The organism is Oryzophilus luti, assembly GCF_059726245.1.
This window is the reverse complement of record NZ_AP040874.1, coordinates 3382823-3403512: the sequence shown is the minus strand read 5'-3', so window position 1 is coordinate 3403512 and position 20690 is coordinate 3382823. Positions and strand designations below refer to the sequence as shown.

General features: G+C 62.5%; 22 protein-coding genes and 1 pseudogene. 22 read left to right on the top strand and 1 reads right to left on the bottom strand.

What is annotated here, in order from left to right; genetic code table 11:
* The first annotated feature begins 111 nt into the window (after positions 1-111).
* Entirely contained in the window at positions 112-1014 is a 903-nt protein-coding gene (galU, locus tag AC6IZO_RS14525; RefSeq protein ID WP_497805875.1) for a UTP--glucose-1-phosphate uridylyltransferase GalU, read from the top strand.
* A gap of 137 nt (positions 1015-1151) precedes the next feature.
* Entirely contained in the window at positions 1152-1634 is a 483-nt protein-coding gene (locus tag AC6IZO_RS14520; RefSeq protein WP_497805873.1) for a hypothetical protein, read from the top strand.
* Between the two features lie 73 nt (positions 1635-1707).
* Here the strand turns inward: AC6IZO_RS14520 and AC6IZO_RS14515 are convergent, their stop codons facing one another.
* Positions 1708-2898, bottom strand: a complete 1191-nt coding sequence (locus tag AC6IZO_RS14515) for a hypothetical protein (RefSeq protein WP_497805871.1) — start codon at positions 2896-2898, stop codon at positions 1708-1710.
* 37 nt (positions 2899-2935) lie between these two features.
* On the opposite strand from AC6IZO_RS14515, the gene AC6IZO_RS14510 reads away from it, so the two are divergent.
* The 20 genes and pseudogenes from AC6IZO_RS14510 to AC6IZO_RS14415 all read left to right on the top strand — a co-directional run bounded on the left by AC6IZO_RS14510 (position 2936) and on the right by AC6IZO_RS14415 (position 20668).
* Complete coding sequence (locus AC6IZO_RS14510; RefSeq protein ID WP_497805869.1) at positions 2936-4210, top strand: POTRA domain-containing protein; 1275 nt, start codon at positions 2936-2938, stop codon at positions 4208-4210.
* Positions 4211-4212: 2 nt separating this feature from the next.
* Positions 4213-4602 carry a nuclear transport factor 2 family protein gene (locus AC6IZO_RS14505; protein WP_497805867.1) on the top strand — a complete coding sequence of 130 codons (390 nt, stop codon included), beginning with the start codon at positions 4213-4215 and terminating at the stop codon, positions 4600-4602.
* A gap of 154 nt (positions 4603-4756) precedes the next feature.
* Positions 4757-7417: a DNA gyrase subunit A gene (gene gyrA, locus AC6IZO_RS14500; protein ID WP_497805865.1), complete on the top strand. Its 2661-nt coding sequence runs from the start codon at positions 4757-4759 to the stop codon at positions 7415-7417.
* A gap of 175 nt (positions 7418-7592) precedes the next feature.
* Complete coding sequence (locus tag AC6IZO_RS14495) at positions 7593-7979, top strand: cupin domain-containing protein (protein ID WP_497805863.1); 387 nt, start codon at positions 7593-7595, stop codon at positions 7977-7979.
* A 93-nt stretch (positions 7980-8072) separates the two neighbouring features.
* Entirely contained in the window at positions 8073-8648 is a 576-nt protein-coding gene (locus tag AC6IZO_RS14490; protein ID WP_497805861.1) for a hypothetical protein, read from the top strand.
* A gap of 104 nt (positions 8649-8752) precedes the next feature.
* On the top strand, positions 8753-9247 hold the full coding sequence (locus AC6IZO_RS14485) for a GNAT family N-acetyltransferase (RefSeq protein WP_497805859.1): 495 nt from the start codon (positions 8753-8755) through the stop codon (positions 9245-9247).
* A gap of 59 nt (positions 9248-9306) precedes the next feature.
* Entirely contained in the window at positions 9307-10083 is a 777-nt protein-coding gene (locus tag AC6IZO_RS14480) for a sulfite exporter TauE/SafE family protein (RefSeq protein ID WP_497805857.1), read from the top strand.
* Positions 10084-10189: 106 nt separating this feature from the next.
* The gene (locus AC6IZO_RS14475; RefSeq protein WP_497805855.1) at positions 10190-10645 is read left to right on the top strand and encodes a hypothetical protein; all 456 of its coding nucleotides are present in this window, start codon (positions 10190-10192) and stop codon (positions 10643-10645) included.
* 189 nt (positions 10646-10834) lie between these two features.
* The gene (locus tag AC6IZO_RS14470; protein ID WP_497805853.1) at positions 10835-11119 is read left to right on the top strand and encodes a SemiSWEET family sugar transporter; all 285 of its coding nucleotides are present in this window, start codon (positions 10835-10837) and stop codon (positions 11117-11119) included.
* A 314-nt stretch (positions 11120-11433) separates the two neighbouring features.
* Complete coding sequence (gene rplU / locus AC6IZO_RS14465; protein ID WP_497805851.1) at positions 11434-11868, top strand: 50S ribosomal protein L21; 435 nt, start codon at positions 11434-11436, stop codon at positions 11866-11868.
* A 95-nt stretch (positions 11869-11963) separates the two neighbouring features.
* Entirely contained in the window at positions 11964-12224 is a 261-nt protein-coding gene (gene rpmA, locus AC6IZO_RS14460; RefSeq protein ID WP_497805849.1) for a 50S ribosomal protein L27, read from the top strand.
* Positions 12225-12339: 115 nt separating this feature from the next.
* Positions 12340-13359 (top strand): annotated as a pseudogene (gene obgE / locus AC6IZO_RS14455) (GTPase ObgE); the annotation flags it as partial.
* A gap of 485 nt (positions 13360-13844) precedes the next feature.
* The gene (nadD, locus tag AC6IZO_RS14450; protein ID WP_497805847.1) at positions 13845-14615 is read left to right on the top strand and encodes a nicotinate-nucleotide adenylyltransferase; all 771 of its coding nucleotides are present in this window, start codon (positions 13845-13847) and stop codon (positions 14613-14615) included.
* A gap of 36 nt (positions 14616-14651) precedes the next feature.
* The gene (gene rsfS / locus AC6IZO_RS14445) at positions 14652-15227 is read left to right on the top strand and encodes a ribosome silencing factor (RefSeq protein WP_497805845.1); all 576 of its coding nucleotides are present in this window, start codon (positions 14652-14654) and stop codon (positions 15225-15227) included.
* Positions 15228-15299: 72 nt separating this feature from the next.
* Positions 15300-15740: a 23S rRNA (pseudouridine(1915)-N(3))-methyltransferase RlmH gene (locus AC6IZO_RS14440; protein WP_497805843.1), complete on the top strand. Its 441-nt coding sequence runs from the start codon at positions 15300-15302 to the stop codon at positions 15738-15740.
* 173 nt (positions 15741-15913) lie between these two features.
* The gene (gene cobO, locus AC6IZO_RS14435) at positions 15914-16450 is read left to right on the top strand and encodes a cob(I)yrinic acid a,c-diamide adenosyltransferase (protein WP_497805841.1); all 537 of its coding nucleotides are present in this window, start codon (positions 15914-15916) and stop codon (positions 16448-16450) included.
* Positions 16451-16557: 107 nt separating this feature from the next.
* Entirely contained in the window at positions 16558-17412 is an 855-nt protein-coding gene (accD, locus tag AC6IZO_RS14430; RefSeq protein WP_497805839.1) for an acetyl-CoA carboxylase, carboxyltransferase subunit beta, read from the top strand.
* Positions 17413-17709: 297 nt separating this feature from the next.
* Entirely contained in the window at positions 17710-18270 is a 561-nt protein-coding gene (locus tag AC6IZO_RS14425) for a rubrerythrin family protein (RefSeq protein ID WP_497805837.1), read from the top strand.
* Between the two features lie 104 nt (positions 18271-18374).
* Entirely contained in the window at positions 18375-19727 is a 1353-nt protein-coding gene (locus tag AC6IZO_RS14420) for a bifunctional folylpolyglutamate synthase/dihydrofolate synthase (protein WP_497805835.1), read from the top strand.
* A gap of 140 nt (positions 19728-19867) precedes the next feature.
* Complete coding sequence (locus AC6IZO_RS14415) at positions 19868-20668, top strand: lysophospholipid acyltransferase family protein (RefSeq protein ID WP_497805833.1); 801 nt, start codon at positions 19868-19870, stop codon at positions 20666-20668.
* Positions 20669-20690 lie beyond the last annotated feature (22 nt).

The window sequence follows — 20690 nt, the reverse complement described above, 5'->3', positions numbered from 1 at the left end:
TTCTTTCCACCGGCCGGAAGGAGATGCGCTCCTCTCCGGCCGGCTTTATGATGGTGCGTTGGCTGCATGTTGGTTCTCACCGCCGCCCCCAGTAAGTGAGCAAGAGTTTCTATGACGATGACAGTGCGCAAAGCCGTCTTTCCCGTGGCCGGTATGGGCACGCGCTTCCTGCCCGCGACCAAGGTGATCCCCAAGGAGATGTTGAACCTGGTCGACAAGCCGATCATTCAATACGGCGTGGAAGAGGCCGTGCACGCCGGCTGCGACCAGATCATCTTCGTCAACAGCCGTGGCAAAACGATCATGGAAGACCACTTTGACGTGACCTACGAGCTGGAGAAGACGCTGGAGGCGCGCGGCAAGAAGGAATTGCACGGCGTGGCGCAGCAGGTCTCGCGCATGGTGCAGATCATCTCCGTCCGCCAGAAGCAGCCGCTCGGGCTTGGCCATGCGGTGCTGATGGCCAAGGAGATTGTGGGCAACGAACCGTTTGCCGTGCTGCTGCCCGACGATGTGGTCGACTCCGAGACGCCCTGCATCCAGCAGCTCATTGAGGTCTTCGAGGAGACGCAGTGCTCGGTCATCGCCACGCAGATCGTCGAGGGCCGGGCCATTTCCTCTTATGGCGTGCTCGACGTGACGCCGGTGGAGGGCTTTGGCGGCAAGCTGTTTGAGATTTGCAACATGGTGGAGAAGCCGAAACCGGAGGAGGCCCCCTCCAACCAGGCCATCATCGGCCGCTACGTTCTGACGCCGCGCATCTTCGAATGCATTGAGGAGATCACGCCCGGCGCCGGCGGCGAGTTGCAGCTGACCGACGCCATGCGCCTGCTGCTCTCCAAGGAAAAGATGTACGCCTATCAATTCTCCGGCAAGCGGCATGATGCGGGCGACAAGCTCGGCTTCCTCAAAGCTACCGTCGAGTTCGCCGTGAAGCACCCGGAGCTCGGCACGGCTTTCGCCGAATACCTCAAGAGCCTCAACATCGACCAGATCGCCAACGCCAAGTACTAGCGCAGGATGCCGTGCAAGGGCCGTGGCCGATTGGTCACGGCTTTTCGTTTGTCCACAGGTTCACCCGTTCAACTTCCTGCGTGCACGCCGCAACATCCCGGCGTAGACTGTGTTTCCAGCTCAGGAGGGTACTTCGTATGAAACTAAATTCATGGGTGAGAATGTTCGTATTCACCACGGCGCTGGCGGTCAGCGCCACCGCCCTGGCACAGGGCCATGCCTACGGCCATGATAAGCACGGCAAGGACAAGGGCCGGGACGACGATCATGGCAAGCAGGCCGAGCGCTATGACGACCATGGCCGCGACCATCGCGATGCCCGCCGCTACTACGCCGACGACAACCGTCAGTACGCCATGCGCTGGCGCGACGACCACCGCAACCGTCTGCCACCGGGACTGGCCAAGAAGGACCGCCTGCCTCCGGGGCTGCAGCGCCAGCTCGAAGAGCGTGGCACGCTGCCTCCGGGACTGGCCAAGAAGATCTACCCGGTTCCGGTTGAGTGGGAACGCCGACTGCCGCCTCCGCCGCCCGACTGCCGCCACGTCATCATTGGTGGCAACATCGTGCTGCTGAACCGCAGAAGCAATGTCGTCGTGGACATCATGGCGCTGTTCTAAAGACTTCCGGAAAAACAAAGAAGCCCTGGCTTAAGCCAGGGCTTTCTACTTTGTGCAGGTTTAAGCGCGCGCTCTAACGCGCGCCGCTGAAGACCCGCATCAGGCCGAGAATGCTATACGCAGCCTGCCCCACCACCAGCGCAAACATCAGCGCAATCGGCGCGTCCGGGCGCTTGGATTCGATCAGGTCGGCGAAGACTCCGGCGGCAAAGCACATGAAGAACGGCAGCGCGTAGAACAGGTTGTTCGCGCCGCCAGCCAGCGGCATCAGCACGGCCATCAGGCAGAGCAGCACCCCGATGAGCAGCGGCGCAAGATTGCCGAAGAACCGTGTGCGGCGCCACGCCACGAACGCGATCAGCGCCACCGCAGTGGCGAACGTGGTGGCCGTCGAAGCCGTCAGCAGCATGTTCGCAAACGGCGCGGCCAACATGCCAAGGTGCGCCGGATTGGTGAAGCCGAGCCATCGTGCATTGTGCAAGGCGCTGAACAACGCGCCAAGGTTCGCGCCGAACGTGGCGTCGAGCAGGATGAAGGCCACGCAGCAGGCAGCCAGCACGATGACCGAAGCCGCCGCGCGGCGGTGCGGCACCGCCCACCACATAAAGAGCACGGCGGGCACCAGCAGCCACGCCAGCGACCACTGCGTGCCCACGGCGATTCCGATGGCCCCGCCGAGAAACAGGATGCGCTTCCAGTTCCACAAGATGACTTCGCGCGGCGCGTAGAGCGTGTGCGCCGTGGCAATGGCCGTGAAGATCAGCCCGAAGGCCGCCCATGCGCCGAAGATCTCCGGCCCGGCCATGGAGCTGCGCGCCACCAGCGCGGGGCTGAAGCAGTAAAGCCCCATCGCGCACAGGCCGCCAATCCATCCGTAGAGCTTGCGCGCCACGTAATAGAGCGAGACGCCGAGCAGCAACCCGGCCAGCAGGAACGGCGCGCGTACCAGCCAGCGCATGCGGTCGAGAAAGAACTGGTCAACCTCAGCCGGATGCTGCAACACGGCCGGAGCCACGCCCGCGACGCTCAGCAAGGCTGTCAGCGGCGAGTGCAACGCGTCGCCGCCATGCGTGCGTCCGCTCAGGATTGACGCACCTTCGGTAAGGTAGCGGCCCTCGAGGGCGGTCAGCGGCACGTGTGAAACAAAGTACGCGCACTGCGCGGCAAAGCACAGCAGCAAAAAGAGCGCGAACAGATGCGATGGACGGAAATGACGCGAGAGCTTCATGGGCACGGGTACCGCATTGGTTGTACCACATTGCATCGGCTTTCCGTGCCGCGGATGCGCTAAACTAGGCCGCATGCGCGTCCCGGCCTATCGCATCGCGGTCTCTCTCGTCGCACTCGTGTGCATCCTCGGCGGCCTCACGGCCACGGCCCAATCCAATGATCAGGCCAAGCTGACCGGCGTGCGCGTCACCGGCTCCAAGCTCTATACCGGGCAGGACGTGATGAACCTGACTGGGCTGAAGCTCGGCGTAAAGATGGGCAACCCGGAATTCCAGGCCGCAGCCAATCAGCTCAGTGACAGCGGCGCGTTCACCTCCGTGGCCTACAAGTACGAGTTCAAGAACGGCGGCTACGTGGTGGAGTTCGCGCTTGAGGATGCCGACCTTGTGCCCGTGAGCTTTGAGAATTTCGTCTGGTTCACCGACGACGAATTGAAGGCGGAACTGGCCAAGCGCGTGCCCATCTTCCGAGGCAAGGTTGCCCCCGGCGGGCAAATGCCGACGCTTGTGGCCGACGCACTCAACGGCGTGCTTGCGGCCCGGGGACTGCCCGGTCAGGTCTATTTCCGGCTGCATTCGCCCACCGAGAACGCCGCGCCCGATACTGTGCAGTTTCTCGTCAGCGGCGTCACCATGTCGGTGGCCGAGGTGCATTTCACTGGCGTGAAGGCGCTCTCGCAGAGCGACCTCGACGAGGCCATCAAGAACGTGGTGAACCAGAATTACGAGGCCTCGTTCAGCCACACGGTTCCGGCTGAGAGCGTTGTGCGCGCCTACGGACGGCTGGGCTACCTGCGCGCGCATGTGGAGGCGCCCGTGCGCAAGTTGATCGGTGAGAACGCGGCCTCGCCGGAGGTGGTGCTCACTTTCAACGTCACCGAGGGCGCGCCCTACCGCGTGACAGCCATCAGCTTCGCCGGCAACCTGCAGGTGCCTACGGTAGAGCTGGCGCCGACGTTGAAGCTCTCACCGGGGTCGCGCGCCGATCAGGACCTGTTGCAGGAATCTCTGCACGACGCCTACAAGGTCTGCACCAAATATGGCTTTCTGCAGGCGAGCCTTTCCGCCCGCACCAAATATGATGACAAGCAACATGCCGTGGACTACGTCATCGAGATCACCGAAGGGCCGCAATTCCACATGGGCGTCCTCAGCGTTCAGGGTGCCGACCGCGACCTGGAGAGCGTTCTACGCAAGGCCTGGACGATGAAGACCGGCGAGGTCTACAACGCCACCTACACCAGCGAGTTTCTGAAGGGCGTGCCCGGCCTGCGTCGCGGTCAGGTGGTGAAGGTGCACACACAGCTCGCTCCCGGCAACGTGGTGCACGTCACGCTGGAGTTCTGAACATGGAACTGGAAGCAACGCTGCTGGAACTTGAGACTCTTCTGCTTTCGCCCGAAGCTCGCCACGACGCCGCGACGCTGGAACGGCTGTTGTGCGCCGAGTTTCGCGAGTTCGGCAGCTCCGGCCGCAGCTATTCCCGTGAAGAGGTGATTGCTTCCCTGCTGGCCTCCCGCAGCAAGGAAAGCTGGATGATCGCGGAGTTCCAAATGCACCCCCTCGCACCAGACGTGGCGCTGGTGACTTACCGGGCCGCGCGGCAGGCGGGATGCTCCTCCGTAAGTTATTCACATGACACGAGTTATTCTCTCCGTAGTTCCATCTGGGTGCGACGCAAAGAAGGCTGGCAAATGCTCTTCCACCAAGGCACAGCCGCCCCGTCCTCCGTGCTATAATGTGAATTGCGATTCTGTCTCTAACGCCCTCTGATTGCAATGAGTTACATCGTGTTGCGCGGTTCGCCTCCAAGGTGGCTCCGCACAGGGACTTATGAGCAGAAGAAGCCGGCGCAACCGTGCCCCCAAGCAAGCGGCGCGCCCCTGAGAATTCATGGCAGACGAGACGAACAACCAAGGAAGCCTGCTGCCGCCCTCCAATTCGGGCGGCGGTACCAACGTGCAACCCATCAACATTGAAGAGGAGATGCGGCGCTCGTATCTCGACTATTCGATGTCGGTCATTATTGGCCGCGCGCTGCCCGACGTGCGCGACGGCCTGAAGCCTGTGCACCGGCGCATTCTCTACGCGATGCACGACATGGGTCTGCTGCACAACCGCAAGCACGTCAAGTGCGCCAAGGTGGTTGGTGAAGTGCTCGGCAAGTACCACCCGCACGGCGACAGCGCGGTGTATGACGCGTTGGTGCGTATGGCGCAGGACTTCTCGTTGCGCTATCCGCAGGTGGACGGTCAGGGCAACTTTGGTTCCGTCGACGGCGACCCGGCGGCCGCCTATCGTTACACCGAAGCGCGCATGACGGCCATCAGCGAAGAGATGCTGGAGGATATCGACAAGGACACCGTCGATTTCTCGCCGAACTTCGATGACACCACGGGCGAGCCCGTGGTGCTGCCCACGCGCATTCCGACCCTGCTGGTCAACGGCTCCAACGGCATCGCCGTGGGCATGGCCACCAACATTCCGCCGCACAACATGACCGAGATCATCAACGCGGCCATCTATCTGGCGAACAAGCCGAACACACGGCTCGAAGAGCTCGTGATCGGCAAGGGCGGCGAGCCGCCCATCGTGCAGGGCCCGGACTTCCCGACCGGCGGCTTCATCTACGGCAAGAACGGCATTCTGAGCGCCTACCAGAGCGGCCGCGGCCGCTTCATCATGCGCGCCAAGGCCGGCATTGAGCACATCACCAAGGAACGCGACGCCATCATCGTCACCGAGATTCCTTACCAGGTGAACAAGGCGCGCCTGATCGAGCGCATTGCCGAACTGGTGAATGAGAAGACGATCGACGACATCAGCGACATCCGCGACGAGAGCGACCGCGAAGGCATGCGCATCGTGATCGAGCTGAAGCGCGGCGCGCAGGCCGAGATTGTGCTGAACCAGCTCTACAAGCACACCCAGATGCAGGACAGCTTCAGCATGATCTTCCTGGCCGTGGTCAACGGACAGCCGAAGGAGCTGGGGCTGCTGGCCGCGCTCAACTGCTTCATCGACCACCGTATCGAAGTGGTGCGCCGCCGCACGGCCTTCCTGCTGCAGAAGGCGAAGGACCGCGAGCACATCCTCGAGGGCTACAAGATGGCCCTCGACCACCTCGACAACGTCATCGCCATCATCCGCAACAGCCAGAACCGTGCGGATGCGCGTGACAATTTGGTGGCTTACTTCGGCGGCCGCAAGATCACGATCAACCTGACGGGCAAGGCTCCCGAGGTGAACCCCGAGAAGCCGTTCACCACCAAGCAGGCGGACGCGATCCTCGAATTGCAGTTGCACCGCCTGACCCGCCTGTCGATCGACGAGATCATCAGCGAGTTGAACGCGATCCTGGAGCAGATTGCCGAGTACGAATCGATTCTGGCCGACGAGAAGAAGCTGCGCCGCGTGATCGTGAAGGAACTCGAGCAGGTGAAGAAGGACTACGGCGACGAGCGCAAGACGCAGATCCTCGATGAAGCCAAGGAAATTCAGATCGAGGACCTGATTGCCGACGAACAGGTGGCGGTGACCATTTCGCACACCGGCTACGTGAAGCGCACGCCGATTTCGACCTACCGCCAGCAGCGCCGTGGCGGCACCGGACGCAAGGGCATGAGCACCCGCGATGAGGATTTTGTGGAGCAGATGTTCATTGCCTCCACGCACGCCTACATCCTGGTGTTCACCAACACGGGCCGCGTCTACTGGCTCAAGGTGTATGAGATTCCCGACGTGGCCGCCGCCGGCAAGGGCAAGCACATTGGCAACCTGGTCTCATTGCAGCCGGGTGAGAGCGTGCGCGCCATGCTGCCAGTGCGCGACCTTGAGGAAGAGGGCAAGTTCATCTTCTTCGTCACGCGCCAGGGCACGGTGAAGAAGACGGCGCTGAAGGACTTCAGCAACGTGATGGCACGCGGCATCATCGCCATTGGCATTGAGAAGGAAGACGAACTGGTGGAGGCGCACTGCACCGACGGCAACCAGATCATCTTCCTCGCCTCGCACAACGGCATGGCCATCCGCTTTGACGAGCAGGAGGTCCGCGCCATGGGACGTCCGGCGTACGGCGTGCGCGGCATGAACCTGGCGGCGAAGGACTACATCGTCGGCATGGCGGTGACGGCCAAGCCGGTGGAGGGCGAAGCCAAGCCGAAGAGGAAGCGTAAGGATGAAACGGACGAGGAGAAGGCCATTCCGAACCTCATCCTGAGCGTGACCGAGAACGGCTACGGCAAGCGCACCCCGGTGGAGGATTACCGCCTGACCGGACGCGGCGCCAAGGGCGTCATCAACATTAAGACGACCGAGCGCAACGGCAAGGTGGTGGGCGTGCTGCTGGTGAGTGAAGTCTCCGAGGCCATGCTGATCTCGCAGTTCGGCAAGATCATCCGCATGGGCACCGACTCGATCCGCGAAGCCGGACGCGCCACGCAGGGCGTGCGCCTGCTCTCGCTCGAGGGTGGAGATAAGGTGGCCGCCGCCGTCGTCATCCCGGAGGACGAAACCAACGGGAATGGCAACGGAGAACAGCCGCTGTTGCAGTAGGCTGAAACATCGTTCAACGGCAAAGGCCCGGAACAATCCGGGCCTTTTGCTTTGCCTGAAAGTGATTCCAAACTTATTAGGCTTTGCACCGAACAAAAGGTGGTTCGACTTCGCCGCCGAAACGCGTTCGTCGGCTACGCTCACCATGACGGTTCGCGGGTATAGTGTGAGTGCGATGAGTGAGCCAACAACCATGACCACCGCCATTCTGCGCACGGAGGAGAGTGCAGAGTTCTGGACCGAGGAGCGCTGCTCCATCCTTGAGCTTTCAAACACCGCCGAGGATGAAGCGGTCTCCATTGCGCGGGCGCGCGTGAAACCCGGCGTGACCACGCGCTGGCACGTGGTGCGCGGCACCGCCGAGCGCTACGTCATGCTGAGCGGCACGGGGCGCGTTGAGGTTGGCGAGTTGCCGCCCACCGAGGTGCGCCCCGGCGACGTGGTGCGCATTCCGCCCGGTGTGCGCCAGCGCATCACCAACACCGGCACGGACGACCTGCTGTTCCTCGCCATCTGCACGCCGCGCTTCCAGCAGGAAAACTACGAGGACGTGGACGACTGACCACCGGCTCCGTGAGGAACGGCGTTGCTGAACTTCTGCGCGCTTGACGGATTGGGGCGGGGCGCACACAATCTTCGCCCTGGGAGGTGGAAGATGAAGAACGGATTCAACTTGAGAATGCGGGCATGGCTGGGGACGGCCGTGCTCCTGCTGGCCTGCGCGGGATGGGCGCAGCAGACGGAGATGAAAGACGCGAAGGCCGATGACCACGCCATGCGCCACGCGCCCGCGCCAAGTTCCGCCGAGTGGCAGCAACTGCGCTCGCTGGTGGGCAAGTGGCAGGGCAACATGGAAGAGGGCGGCAAGAAGTATGACACCGGGCTTGAGATCCGCATGACCGGCGACAACTCGGCGCTGATGCACTGGATGGACGAGGGCACCGATCACGAGATGGTGACGATGTTCCACCCGGACGGGCCGGGCAAGCTGCTGGCCACACACTACTGCGCCGCGCACAACCAGCCGCGCATGGAGATGGTGAAGTCCGCCGCGCCGAACCAGTTGGCTTTCCGCTTCAAGGACGGCACCAACATCGACCCCGGCGACGGGCACATGGTCGGGCTGGTCATCACCTTTATCGACGCCGACCACCACGATGAGGCGTGGAGCTACGAGGACAAGGGCAAAGAGTTGCCCGCAACAGTCTTCCACTACACGCGCAAGAACTGAAGCTGCACCGTGCAGCAGCGAGGGCGCGCCGCGTGCGCGCCCTTTCCATTGCAGGCGACAACGCGTTTTGCGCGAACGCCCCTGCGCCAACGTAGAATGAATGCATGCCTGCAAGCAGACAGCTTTCCGAGGTGCTCATTGAGCGCGGCGCGGAGGCCGATGTGTTGGCCGCCGTGCCGATGATCAACCGTGCCTTTGAGGTGGAGACCTTCTTCAACACTCCACGCACGGACGAGGCAGAGGTGCGCGAGATGCTCACGCGCGGCGAATTCCTGATCGCAAAAGATGGAGCGCACACGGTGGGCATCATCTACGTGGAGCCGCGCGGCGAGAGCGGGTATCTCGGCATGCTGGCCGTGGACGCTGCGTGCCAGGGACGCGGGCTTGGACGGCAACTGATTGCCGCCGCCGAACAGCGTTGCAGCCTTGCCGGATGCAGTCGCATCGATATTTGTGTATTGAGCCTGCGGCCCGAACTGCTGGCACGCTACGCAAGGCTTGGCTTCGTTGAAACCGGACGCGAGCCGCTGCTGGCCGTGCACAAGCTCAGGCCCGGCTTTGAAGCATATGTCATAAAGATGTCGAAGAACTTGTTGTAACGACGCCGCGCCCACACAGGCGCAGGCGCGGAGAGTTCTGCTCGCTGGAGAAACGCTTCTTGCTTCCGCATCATGCACTGATGCTGTTTGCCGCCGCGTTCGTGGGCGGCGCCATCAACTCCGTCGCCGGGGGCGGCAGCTTCCTTTGCTTTCCGGTGCTGCTGTTCACGGGCATGCCGCCCATCCAGGCGAACGCCACGAACACGATGGCCCTGTGGCCGGGAACGGTGGCCAGCGTGGGAGCCTACCGTCGCGAGTTGCGCGGAGAAAAACTTCGCCGCCTGATGCCGCTGATGACCTCGGCTCTCGTGGGTTCGGTGCTGGGCGCCACCGTACTGCTGCACACGCCGCAGGCAACGTTTCTGCGGCTGATTCCCTACCTGATGGGCTCGGCTACACTCATCTTCGCCTTCAGCGGACGCATTGTGCGCTTCCTGCGCGAGCGCTCCGAGCATCTGCAACGCAAGAGCCGCTGGACGTTTGTGGGCGCCACGCTGCTGGAAATCTTCATCGCCATCTACATCGGCTACTTCGGTGCCGGAGCCGGCATTCTGATGCTGGCGATGTTTGCGCTGCTGGGCGTGGAAAGCATACACACCATGAACGCCTACAAGACGGTGCTGGCCTCGGTGGCCAACGGCGTGGCCATCGCAATTTTTGTGTGGGCAGGCGCCATCCTGTGGCCGCAGGCTCTGGTGATGCTGGCGGGCGCCAGCGTGGGCGGATACGGCGGCGCCTACTACGCGCAGAAGATGCCGGCGAAGAGTGTGCGCGGGGTGGTGATCGCCATCGGCGCGGCACTGACCTTGTACTTCTTTGTGCGGCAGGGATTCTAGCTAAACACCGCGAAATCAACGGCTTTTAACCTCGCATTTTGTTCGCGCAACTTCCCGCCCCGGGCTGGGTTTGACCTGATGTATGCAGTTTGCCTGGAGGTGGACGATGACGAAGAGATGGATGTTAGGTGCGATGATGCTGATGATGATGGCCGTGATGGTTCCGGCGGCATCGGCACAGGTTCGCGTGGGTGTTGCCATTGGACCGATCGTGCATCGTCCTCCGGTGGTAGTGGTTCCTTCTTATGCGCCGCCGGTGTATTACGCGCCGGATTACTACTACGACCCGGGCTATTACACGGCGTATGACGACGGCTGGGTGTTTATCGACGGCCGCTGGTGCCAGCGCGACCACGGCTACTACCGCAGCTACTACCGCGGATATGATCGCGGGTACTACGGACGGGGCTACTACGGTGGCGGACCGCGCGGATATGTCTCCCGTGGTTATGTGGACCGTGGCTACGCCCGCGGTGGCGGATATGCCCGGGGCGGAGACTACGGACGCGGCGGCGGCTATGGACATGGTGGCGGCTACGGCGGTCGCGGTGGCCATCGCTAAATGAACGAATGAAGTTGCGTGTCGGGGGATGGAGCGAGGCGTCGCCACAAGGCGGCGCCTTTTCCTTTGCTCGATCCGTGAGCATGAGAGTGTTGCAAACAACTGTCCGAATGCGATGCACACAGTCTTTGCACAAGATTCATCAAACGCGGCAGCAAGGCGCGCCCGCTCACGATAGCCTGTTGCGGTATGTGGAACCTGCTCGAAGTTCTCGGCATGGCGGCCGGTGCGTTCACGACCTTCGCGTTTCTGCCGCAACTGGTGCAGACGTTTCGCACGCGGCAAGTGCGCGACCTGAACCTGGGCTCGTTGGTGGCGTTCGACATCGGCCTGGCGTTGTGGCTGGTTTACGGAATCTATAAGGATTCCTGGCCGATCATCTCCGCGAACGTTGTAACCTTGTTGTTGCAGCTCGGAATTCTGTTTCTGAAACTGCGCTACAACCACACCGGGGCCTCCACCGGGGAGGAATAGGTTACCTTCCGGGCACGGGCGGCGACGGTTTACCACGACCGGTTTGACGGTGCCTGTGCAAAACGGTTAAAATTTGATGGTTTGCCTGTACTGCCGCGCTCCGTTCTGGAGCCCCTGACGGCTTATGCGGTTAGGGAAGGTGCATGTCTGCGGCCAACCGGTTGAAACTGTGCGCGTTCTGCGCGCCGGGAAAACCATTGGGTTGGTGCACGGCGTCCCAGTTCCGCTCGCCGGGGAAGTGCAAGCGCACAAGTTTGAGATAGCGGTCTGCCGCAGCCATTGACGCACGGTTGGCCCAGCATCCTGGAGGCATTATGTACGCGGTGATCCGCGCTGGTGGAAAACAGTATCGCGTCGCACCCGGCGACGTGGTGAAGATTGAGAAGCTGGAGTCGGCGGGCTCTGACGTCGAATTCGACGTGGTTGCCGTGAGCGCCGAAGAAGGCAAGATCACCAAGGGCGATGGCGCCAAGGTGAAGGGCGAGCTGCTGGGAGCCACCAAGGGCGACAAGGTCCTGGTCTTCCACTTCAAGCGCAAGAAGCAGTACAAGAAGCTGCAGGGTCACCGCCAGGAGCTGGTCGAAGTCCGCATCAGCGAGATCACGGTGAACGGACAGACCTTCAGCGCGCCGGCCGTCGAGAAGAAGGCTCCCAAGGCCAAGAAGGCCGCCGAGCCGAAGGCTGAGAAGCCGGCAGCGAAGAAGCCCGCCGCAAAGAAGACTGCGGCCAAGAAGACGGCGAAGAAGTAACGCCGGAGAATTTAGAAACCCATGACTCGCGCGAAACGAGTCGGGATGGAAACGACACGTAAACAACGTTGCGTGTCATGGGAGAGAGTTTAGTTATGGCACACAAAAAAGGACAAGGCACATCTCGTAACGGCCGCGACAGCAACGCGCAGCGGCTGGGTGTGAAGGCGTTCGGCGGCCAGGTGGTCACCGGCGGCACCATCATCATTCGCCAGCGCGGCACGCGCATCAAGCCGGGCCTGAACGTGGGCCGTGGCAAGGACGATACGCTGTTCGCCAAGATTGACGGCCGCGTGAAGTTCATTGATCGCGGCACGATGGGTCGTTTCGTCTCCGTGGAGCCGGTGACGGCCTAAGACAGCGCCAGCCGCGGCACGGCGGCGGCGCAGGAACAGTTCGAAGAGGCCTCGTTCATTCGTGCGAGGCCTTTTCTATTGCGCGCAGTGCCGTGCGAGGGTAAGCATTAGATTCATGTTTGTCGATCAAGCATCCATTCGGGTCACTTCCGGCGCAGGCGGCAACGGCTGCATGGCCTTCCGCCGCGAAAAGTTCGTTCCCCGCGGAGGCCCCTCCGGCGGCGATGGCGGGCGCGGCGGCGACGTCATCATGGAATCCAGCGAACGCCACAACACGCTGGTTCACTTCCGCTTCAATCCGGAATACAAAGCGCAGCGCGGCCGCCACGGCGAAGGCAGCAACAAGACCGGCTCCGACGGCGAGAGCATCACGCTCAAGGTGCCGGTGGGCACCATGGTCTACGACGAAGAGACCGGCGCACTGGTGCATGACTTTGCCACCGCGAACGAGCACGTCATCATCGCGCGCGGCGGACGCGGCGGACGCGGCAATCAGAACTTTGCCACGCCGACGCATCAGGCGCCGACCGAGTGCGAGCCCGGACGTCCGGCGGAAGAGCGTCATCTGCGTCTGGAGTTGAAGCTGCTCGCCGATGTGGGATTGGTTGGTTATCCGAACGTCGGCAAGTCAACGTTGATCTCGCGCATCTCTGCGGCACGCCCGAAAATTGCGGACTATCCGTTCACCACGCTGCAGCCGAACCTCGGCGTTGTTGCGCTCGGCGATGATCCGCGCAATCCAATCAGCTTCGTTGTTGCAGATATTCCGGGCCTCATCGAAGGCGCGAGTGAAGGCGCCGGACTCGGCATGCGCTTTCTGAAACATGTGGAGCGCACGCGCTGTCTGGTGCATCTTGTGGATGTAAGCGATGCAAGCGGGCGTCCCGATCCGGTCGAAGACTTCAAGATCATCATGGGTGAGCTTGAGAAATTCGGTGCAGGAATCGACGAAAAGCCTATGATAGTGGTCGCGAGTAAGTGCGACGTCGCGAACCCTGATAAGCTCGAAGAGCTTCGCAAGTTTGTCGCACGCAAAAGGCTAGAGTTCTTTCCCATCTCCGCGGTGAGCGGTGAGGGAGTAAAGGATTTGGAGTGGGCGATGGCACGCTACGTACAGGAAGTGCGCCGGCGCATAGCGGCGGGCGAGACTGTAGTTGGCCCGCGGCTGTTTACTCCGCAGGATGAGGAGCCGATCGCCGCGACGGCTTCCAAGGGCCCCAGGACGGCACGACGTAAGCCGGCCAAAGCAGCGGCTAAAACCAAGAACAACGAAAGGGAGAAGACTATGGCAACGAAAAAGGCTGCAAAGGCTCCGGCGAAGAAGGCTGCTCCGAAGAAGGCTGCGAAGAAGCCCGCCGTGAAGAAGGTCGCCGCGAAGAAGGCTGTGAAGCCGGCGAAGAAGGCCGCGAAGAAGCCGGCCGCCAAGAAGACCGCGAAGAAGTAACTGGTTTTCACAAACCGAGGGGCGCAGTGCAACATGACTGCGCCCTCACTGTTTTCTGGCTCCGCCACAGGGTTTGCAATACACTTCCCCCGGAGCATCGGCTCCTTGCATCGCGGACCAACGCCTAAAACGCAATCAAAGTCTTCCGCTGAACTAGACAGGCAAGAACGCACTCGATGAACGTCACAATTTACGGCGGCACCTTCAACCCGGTACACAACGGACACCTGGCCGTGGCACGCGCCGCCGCCAAGCGCTTCCAACTCGACAAGGTGTATTTTGTTCCCGCCGATATTCCGCCGCACAAGCAGCGCATGCCGCTGGTGCCCTACTACCATCGCTACGCCATGCTGGCGCTGGCGCTGGCGGGCGAGAAGAGTTTTATTCCGTCGCTGCTGGAAGCGCCCGAAATCATTCAGGCGGAGCACAAGCTCGCCAGCTATTCGATCGACACCGTGCACCGGTTGCGCGCGCGGCTCGGCAACGGCGACAAGCTCTACTTTCTCATCGGCATTGACGCCTTCCGCGACATTGCGAAGTGGCGCAGCCCGGTGGAGCTGCTGACCGCGTGCGAGTTCATTGTGGCGAGCCGCCCGGGATTTTCGCTGGCCGATGTGGCCATGTCTCTGCCCGAAGAATTGCGACCGGCGCGCGAGATTGCCGAGCTTTACGCCGAGCGCGAGGACACCGGCACGCTTGTCTACGGAGACGCCGTGGTGCACCTGCTCGATGCGGTGCGCTCCACGGTGAGCGCCACGCAGGTTCGCGCGCTGGCCGAGGCCGGCAAGCCACTGGCGAAGATGGTGGGCGCGCGCGTGGCCGACTACATCCGCAAGGAAGCTCTGTACCAGGACGTGAAGGAGCCGGGAACGCCGCTGCTGCCCATTGCGCCGTGCGAAGGCGGACTGAAGATCATTACGCGCAACCAGAATCCGAAAAAGAAATAGCCCGCAGGTCCCCGAGACTGCACAATAGTGAGGACTATGAGCACTGCTGAAATTCGCAAACAAGTGGCCATCGCGCTGGAAGCGGTGGAGAGCAAGAAAGCCGAAGATGTGACCCTGCTGCAACTGCCGCAGGAAGCCAGCGCGCTGAGCGACTACTTCCTGATCTGCAGCGGCACCAACCCGCGCCAGGTGCAGGCCATTGCCGACGAAGTGGATGACCGCCTGTCAAAGATGGGCGTGGAGCCGCTGAACCGCGAGGGCTACCAGAACGCCGAGTGGATCCTGCTGGACTACGTGGACTTTGTGGTGCACATCTTCAGCTCGCAAGAGCGGCTGCACAACCTGGAGCGGCTGTGGCACCATGCCAGGCACCTGACGCTGACCGACCTGACGAAGCCCGCGAAGAAGGCTCCGGTGACCGCCGGCGTTGCCAGGAAGGGCGCGTCGAAGACTCCGGTTTCGCGCATGGGCGCACGCCCGGCGGCAAAGAAGGTCGCCAAGAAGGTTGCCGGAAAGGCCGCGAAGAAGGCGGCTCCGAAGACTGCCGGACGCGGCAAGGCGGCAAAACCGGCGGCCAAAAAGACCGCAAAGAAAGCAGCGAAGAAGAAGTAGCTGCGTTCCGGGCAGGCGTCAACAACGGGCGCGAACCTGGGGCACTCGAAGACCGGAAGCACAAGGACGGCGATGAAGCTGCGCGTGGCGTGGGTGGGCAAGACGAAGGAGGCGGCGATTGCCTCGCTTGCCTCGGAGTACCTGAAACGCACCGCGCGCTACAACCACGTCGAGGGCAACGAATACGCAACGGAAGAGGCGCTGGTGCGCAGCCTGGACAAGGCTGCCCGCACGGCGCCTGTTTTCGTTGCGCTCGACCCGCGCGGCAGGCAGCTCTCAAGCGAAGAACTGGCCGAGTTGCTGCGAACGCATCAGGAGCGCGGCACGCAGGAGCTGGTCTTCGCCATCGGCCCCGCCGACGGCTGGAGCGCCTCCGCGCTCGGCCGCGCGCAGGTGAAGCTCTCCCTCGGCAAGATGACGCTACCGCACGAGCTGGCGCGTGTGGTGCTGCTCGAACAGATCTACCGCGGCTTCACCATCCTCGCCGGGCACCCCTACCACGGGGGGCACTGAGGGATTGTCGAATTTGAGAATTGCAATATTTTCGAATTTCGTTACCGCTACCAGGCGATCAGGGATGGTCAATCCACAAATGTTGAAATTCGAAAATTCACAAATTGCCCATCCAAGAAGTTCCCTGCGCCGCAAGACTGCCTCCATTTCACGCGACCCAGTACAATAGAGCCATGCCGGACGTACGCAGAGGTCTGATCATCGTCAACACGGGGCCGGGCAAGGGCAAGACGACGGCCGCCATGGGCACCGCGCTACGCGCCGTGGGCAACGGCATGCGCGTGCTGATGCTGCAATTCCTGAAGGGCTCCTGGCACTATGGCGAACTGGACGCCGTGGAGGCCTTTGGCGACCGCTTTATGATGAAGCAGATGGGCCGCGGCTTTGTGAAGGTGGGCGGCGCAGAGACCGATCCCGAGGACGTGCGCATGGTGGAGGAGGCCTGGGCCGAGGCCGAGCAGGCGATCCTGAGCGGCGAGTGGGACCTGGTCATTCTCGACGAGATCAACTACGCCATCAGCTACAAGATGCTGGACCCGGAGAGGGTGGCCGAGGTGCTGCGCCGCAAGCCCGAGATGGTCCACGTCATCTTGACGGGCCGCAACGCGCATCCGACAATTGTGGAACTGGCCGATACAGTGACCGAGATGCGGGAAGTGAAACACGCATACCAGAAGGGCATCATGGCCCAGCGCGGCATCGAGTACTAGGCTCGCCTGCGCAACTGCCGCAATCCGTGCGGCACCCGGCTCACGACCGGTGGGGAATTTGCGAACAACACAGCCGCGCCGCGGGCGCGAGAGACGGACAAGATTCTATGGCATGGTTTAAGCGCGAATCGCAGGAACTGGATACCTCGGGCGAGCGCAAGGTAAAGACCGAGGGCTTGTGGGTGAAGTGTGACGGTTGCCGCCAGATCATCTGGAAGAAAGAGCTGGAGGAGAACCTGAACGTCTGCCCCAAGTGCGACCGCCACTTCCGGCTGGACGCGCGCGCACGGCTGGCGATGCTGTTTGACGACGGCCAGTACACCACCGAAGACGGCAACCTGGTTTCGCCCGACCCGTTGCAGTTTGTGGACCTGAAGCCCTACGCGGCGCGCCTGAAGCAGGCGCAGGCCAAGACCAAGCTGAATGACGCAATCATCACCGCACGAGGCCGCCTGAACGGCCGCATGGTCATCGTGAGTGCCATGGAGTACGGCTTCATCGGCGGCTCGATGGGCTCGGTGATGGGCGAAACACTGACGCGCGCGGCGGAGAAGGCCGCAGCCGAGCGTATGCCGCTTATTATTGTCTCCGCCTCGGGCGGCGCACGCATGATGGAAGGCACCATCAGCCTGATGTCGATGGCGAAGGTGTCTGCGGCGCTGGCGCGGCTGGACGACGCGAAGATTCCTTACATCAGCCTGCTGACCGACCCGACCACCGGCGGCGTTTCGGCCTCATTCGCCATGCTGGGTGACCTGAACATTGCCGAGCCGGGCGCGCTCATCGGCTTTGCCGGGCCGCGCGTCATCGAGCAGACCATCCGCCAGAAACTGCCTGAAGGCTTCCAGCGTTCGGAGTTTCTGCTGAAGCACGGCATGCTGGACGCCGTGGTGCACCGCCGCGAGCTGAAGGCCTACATTGCCCGCGCGCTGGAGTGGATGCAGCCGAGCACGGCGGCCTAAGATCGCGCCTTAACGATTGGAAACGCAAGCCCCACTGCAGAGTGGGGCTTTTGCTGTTTGGGAAGATTCCTGAGTTGGCCAATGCCATGCACGGATTTGGCATTGGAAATGTTTCACCAGCCCAGGTTAGCCGCGCTTCGCGCGACGAACCTGGGGCACCCACGTTTACGTGACATTGAAGGAAATCCGGCCCGATGTTTGCATTCCCGAAGATGCGCGATGAACATCGATGGTGGCCGTACGTCACATCCTCGCGGTTGGCGGCGGGCGTATTGTCTGCCGTCAGGAGGAGAGTTCATGAGCACGACAGTTCCTGCTGTCTCCCAGACATTGAAAAACCTTTTGGCCGCCTTTGAAGGCGAGCGCAACGCCACTGCGCGTTACCAGGCCTTTGCGCTGAAAGCCGAGGAGGAAGGCTACCTGCGCGTGGGCACGCTGTTCCGCGCCGCTGCCCGCGCCGAGCAGATCCACGCCGCCAACCACGCACAGATCATCAACAAGCTGGGCGGCACGCCCGAGAGCAAGATTGCGACGCCGAAGGTCGGCACCACCGCTGAGAACCTGAAGGCCGCCAAGGAAGGCGAGGAGTACGAGCGCGACATCATGTATCCGGGCTTCATCAAGGAAGCAGAGATGAGCCACCAGCCGGCGGCCGTGCGCACCTTCCGCAATGCCATGGAGGCCGAGGCCGTGCACGCCGAGCTTTACGGCGCGGCGCTGGCCACGCTGGAAAAGCAGAAGGTGGCCGCCACGTTCTACGTGTGCCCCTACTGCGGAAACGTGATGGAGGATCCGGCGCAGGAGCGTTGCAGCATTTGCCACGCGCCGCAGGAGAAGTTCGAGATCTTCAAGTCCTAACCAATGCACTTTGCGCGGCAGACGAGGCTGCGGCCGCCAGAGCCGCACTGCCGCGCGAACCGCTATAATGACGAAAGCCCCGGGGTTCCGGGGCTTTCGCTCGCATGAAGACATACGCTGAAGCCGTCCGCGAACTGTACGCGCTGGGACAGGAGCTGCACAAGCTGCCCTCGGCCAAGTTTGAGCTGTGGCAGGTGCGCGCGCTGGCCGCCGCGCTGGGTTCGCCCGAGCAGAAGTTCCCCTCCGTGCTGATTGCCGGCACCAACGGCAAGGGCTCCACGGCCGCAACGCTGGCCAGCATTCTGAAAGTCTCCGGCTACAAAACAGGGCTGTACACTTCGCCGCACCTTGTGCGGGTGAACGAGCGCATACGGCTCGATGGCGCGCCTGTCTCCGACGAGTTGTTTGCCTCGCTCTACGAGCGCACCCACGGAGCGGCTGCGCGGCTGGTGGCGGAAGGCAAGCTGCCGCATCATCCGAGTTTTTTTGAGACCGTGACGGCGATGGCCTTCCTCTGCTTCGCCGAGACAAACGTCGACATTGCCGTGCTTGAGGTCGGCATGGGCGGACGGCTCGATGCCACCAACATTGTGGAGCCGCTCGCGTCCATCATCACCGACATCGCGCTCGACCATCAGCAATTCCTCGGCAACACCATTGGGGCCATTGCCGGGGAGAAGGCGGGCATCCTGCGCGCGGGCCGCACGGCCATCACGCTGCCGCAGCACCCCGAGGCGAACGACGTGCTTGGCCGACGCATAGTGGAGCTTGGCGCGCACCCGGTGAGCGCCGCTCGCAACATGCCTCCGGTGAACCCCGGCAGCGAGGCACTGGTGCAGCAACATGAAGGGCGCACGCGCTTCCGCCATCAACTGCTGGGCGAGGAAGTGCTGATTGAGGCGCCTTTGGCCGGGCCTCACCAGTTGCGCAACCTGGCACTGGCGCTGACGGCTGCCGAAGAGCTGCACGCGCAGGGCTTCACGCGCATCACCCCCGAAAGCATCGCCGAGGGCGTCCGCAACACGCAGTGGGCGGGGCGCTTCCAGCGCATTGATGGCTCGGCGGGCCGGGCGCCCATGATTCTGGACGTGGCGCACAACCCGGCGGGAGCGTGGGCGTTGAAGGCCGCGCTGCGCCAACAGGTGGGCGAACGTCCGTGTGTCTTCGTCTTTGGCGCCATGCGCGACAAGGCCATTGCTGAGATGGTGCAGATTCTGTTCCCCGGTGCCGAGTGCGTTGTGGCCACCACGGCCGCCAATCCACGCTCGGCCACGCCGCAGGAGATTGCGGAGATGATTGCGGCAACCGGCACGCGCGTGGTCACCGCCGCAACGGTGGCCGAGGCGCTGCGCGTGGCGCAGACGGAAGCCGCCAAACTAGCGGACGCCGTGGTTGTCATCACCGGTTCCATCTATATCGTTGGTGCTGCCGCCGAAGCATTGTCCCTCGAAGCCTGAGCCTCGCATCGTTTATGCTGTTAGGGTGAGTTTCTGGCGAGCGTATCCTGCGTGATCTCCGCCGGGCATAAGCCCCGGCTCTTCATGGCGGGTACCTTCCACGAATTCGCAGTAGGCATCACGGTTGCAAGGCAGGCACATTGGCGCAGGGAGAAAAATTCGGTTTCGGCACCCGGCTGTTTTCCTATCTGGTGCGTAACAATCTCATCTACCTGTACACGGTTGTGTGCGGTACGCTGTCGCTGCTGTGCTCGTTTTTTGACGACGATGGCCACCTGCAGCACCGCATGGCGCGCACCTGGTCGTGGCTGATCCTGAAAACGGCCGGCACGCCGCTCACGGTCGAGGGGCTTGAGAACGTCGACCCGTCGAAGCCCTACATCTACGCCGCCAATCACCTCTCCTACCTGGACACGCCGGTGCTGTTCTACGGGCTGCCCATGCAGTTCCGCATCATGGCCAACCGCAACTTGTTCGACATTCCATTCATGGGCTGGCACCTTCGCCGCTCGGGACAGATTCCGATTGAGCGCGGCGACGCTCGCAGTTCACTGCGCAGCCTCATCGAGGCAAGCCACACGGTGAAGAACGGCATGCCGGTCGTGGTCTTCCCTGAGGGCGGACGCTCGTTCGACGGACACCTTCAGCCGTTTCTCGGTGGCGCATTTTACGTGGCCATCAAGGCCGGTGCGGAGATTGTGCCGACGGCCATTGTGGGCACGCATGAAGCGCTGCCCCGTGGACAGTGGCACCTGAACCCGCTGCCGCTGCGGCTGGTGATCGGCAAGCCGATCTCCTCCGAGGGCTACACGCCGCGCCAGATGGACGAGCTGGGAGAAAAGGTTCGCACGGCGCTGGCCGACTTGTACTATAGTCGCTCGGTGCTGAAGGACCCGCGCGTAGAGCAAGCCGCACAACCGGCGCCTGACACCGCGCACTAGCACCACACTGAAAGCGGCCGAA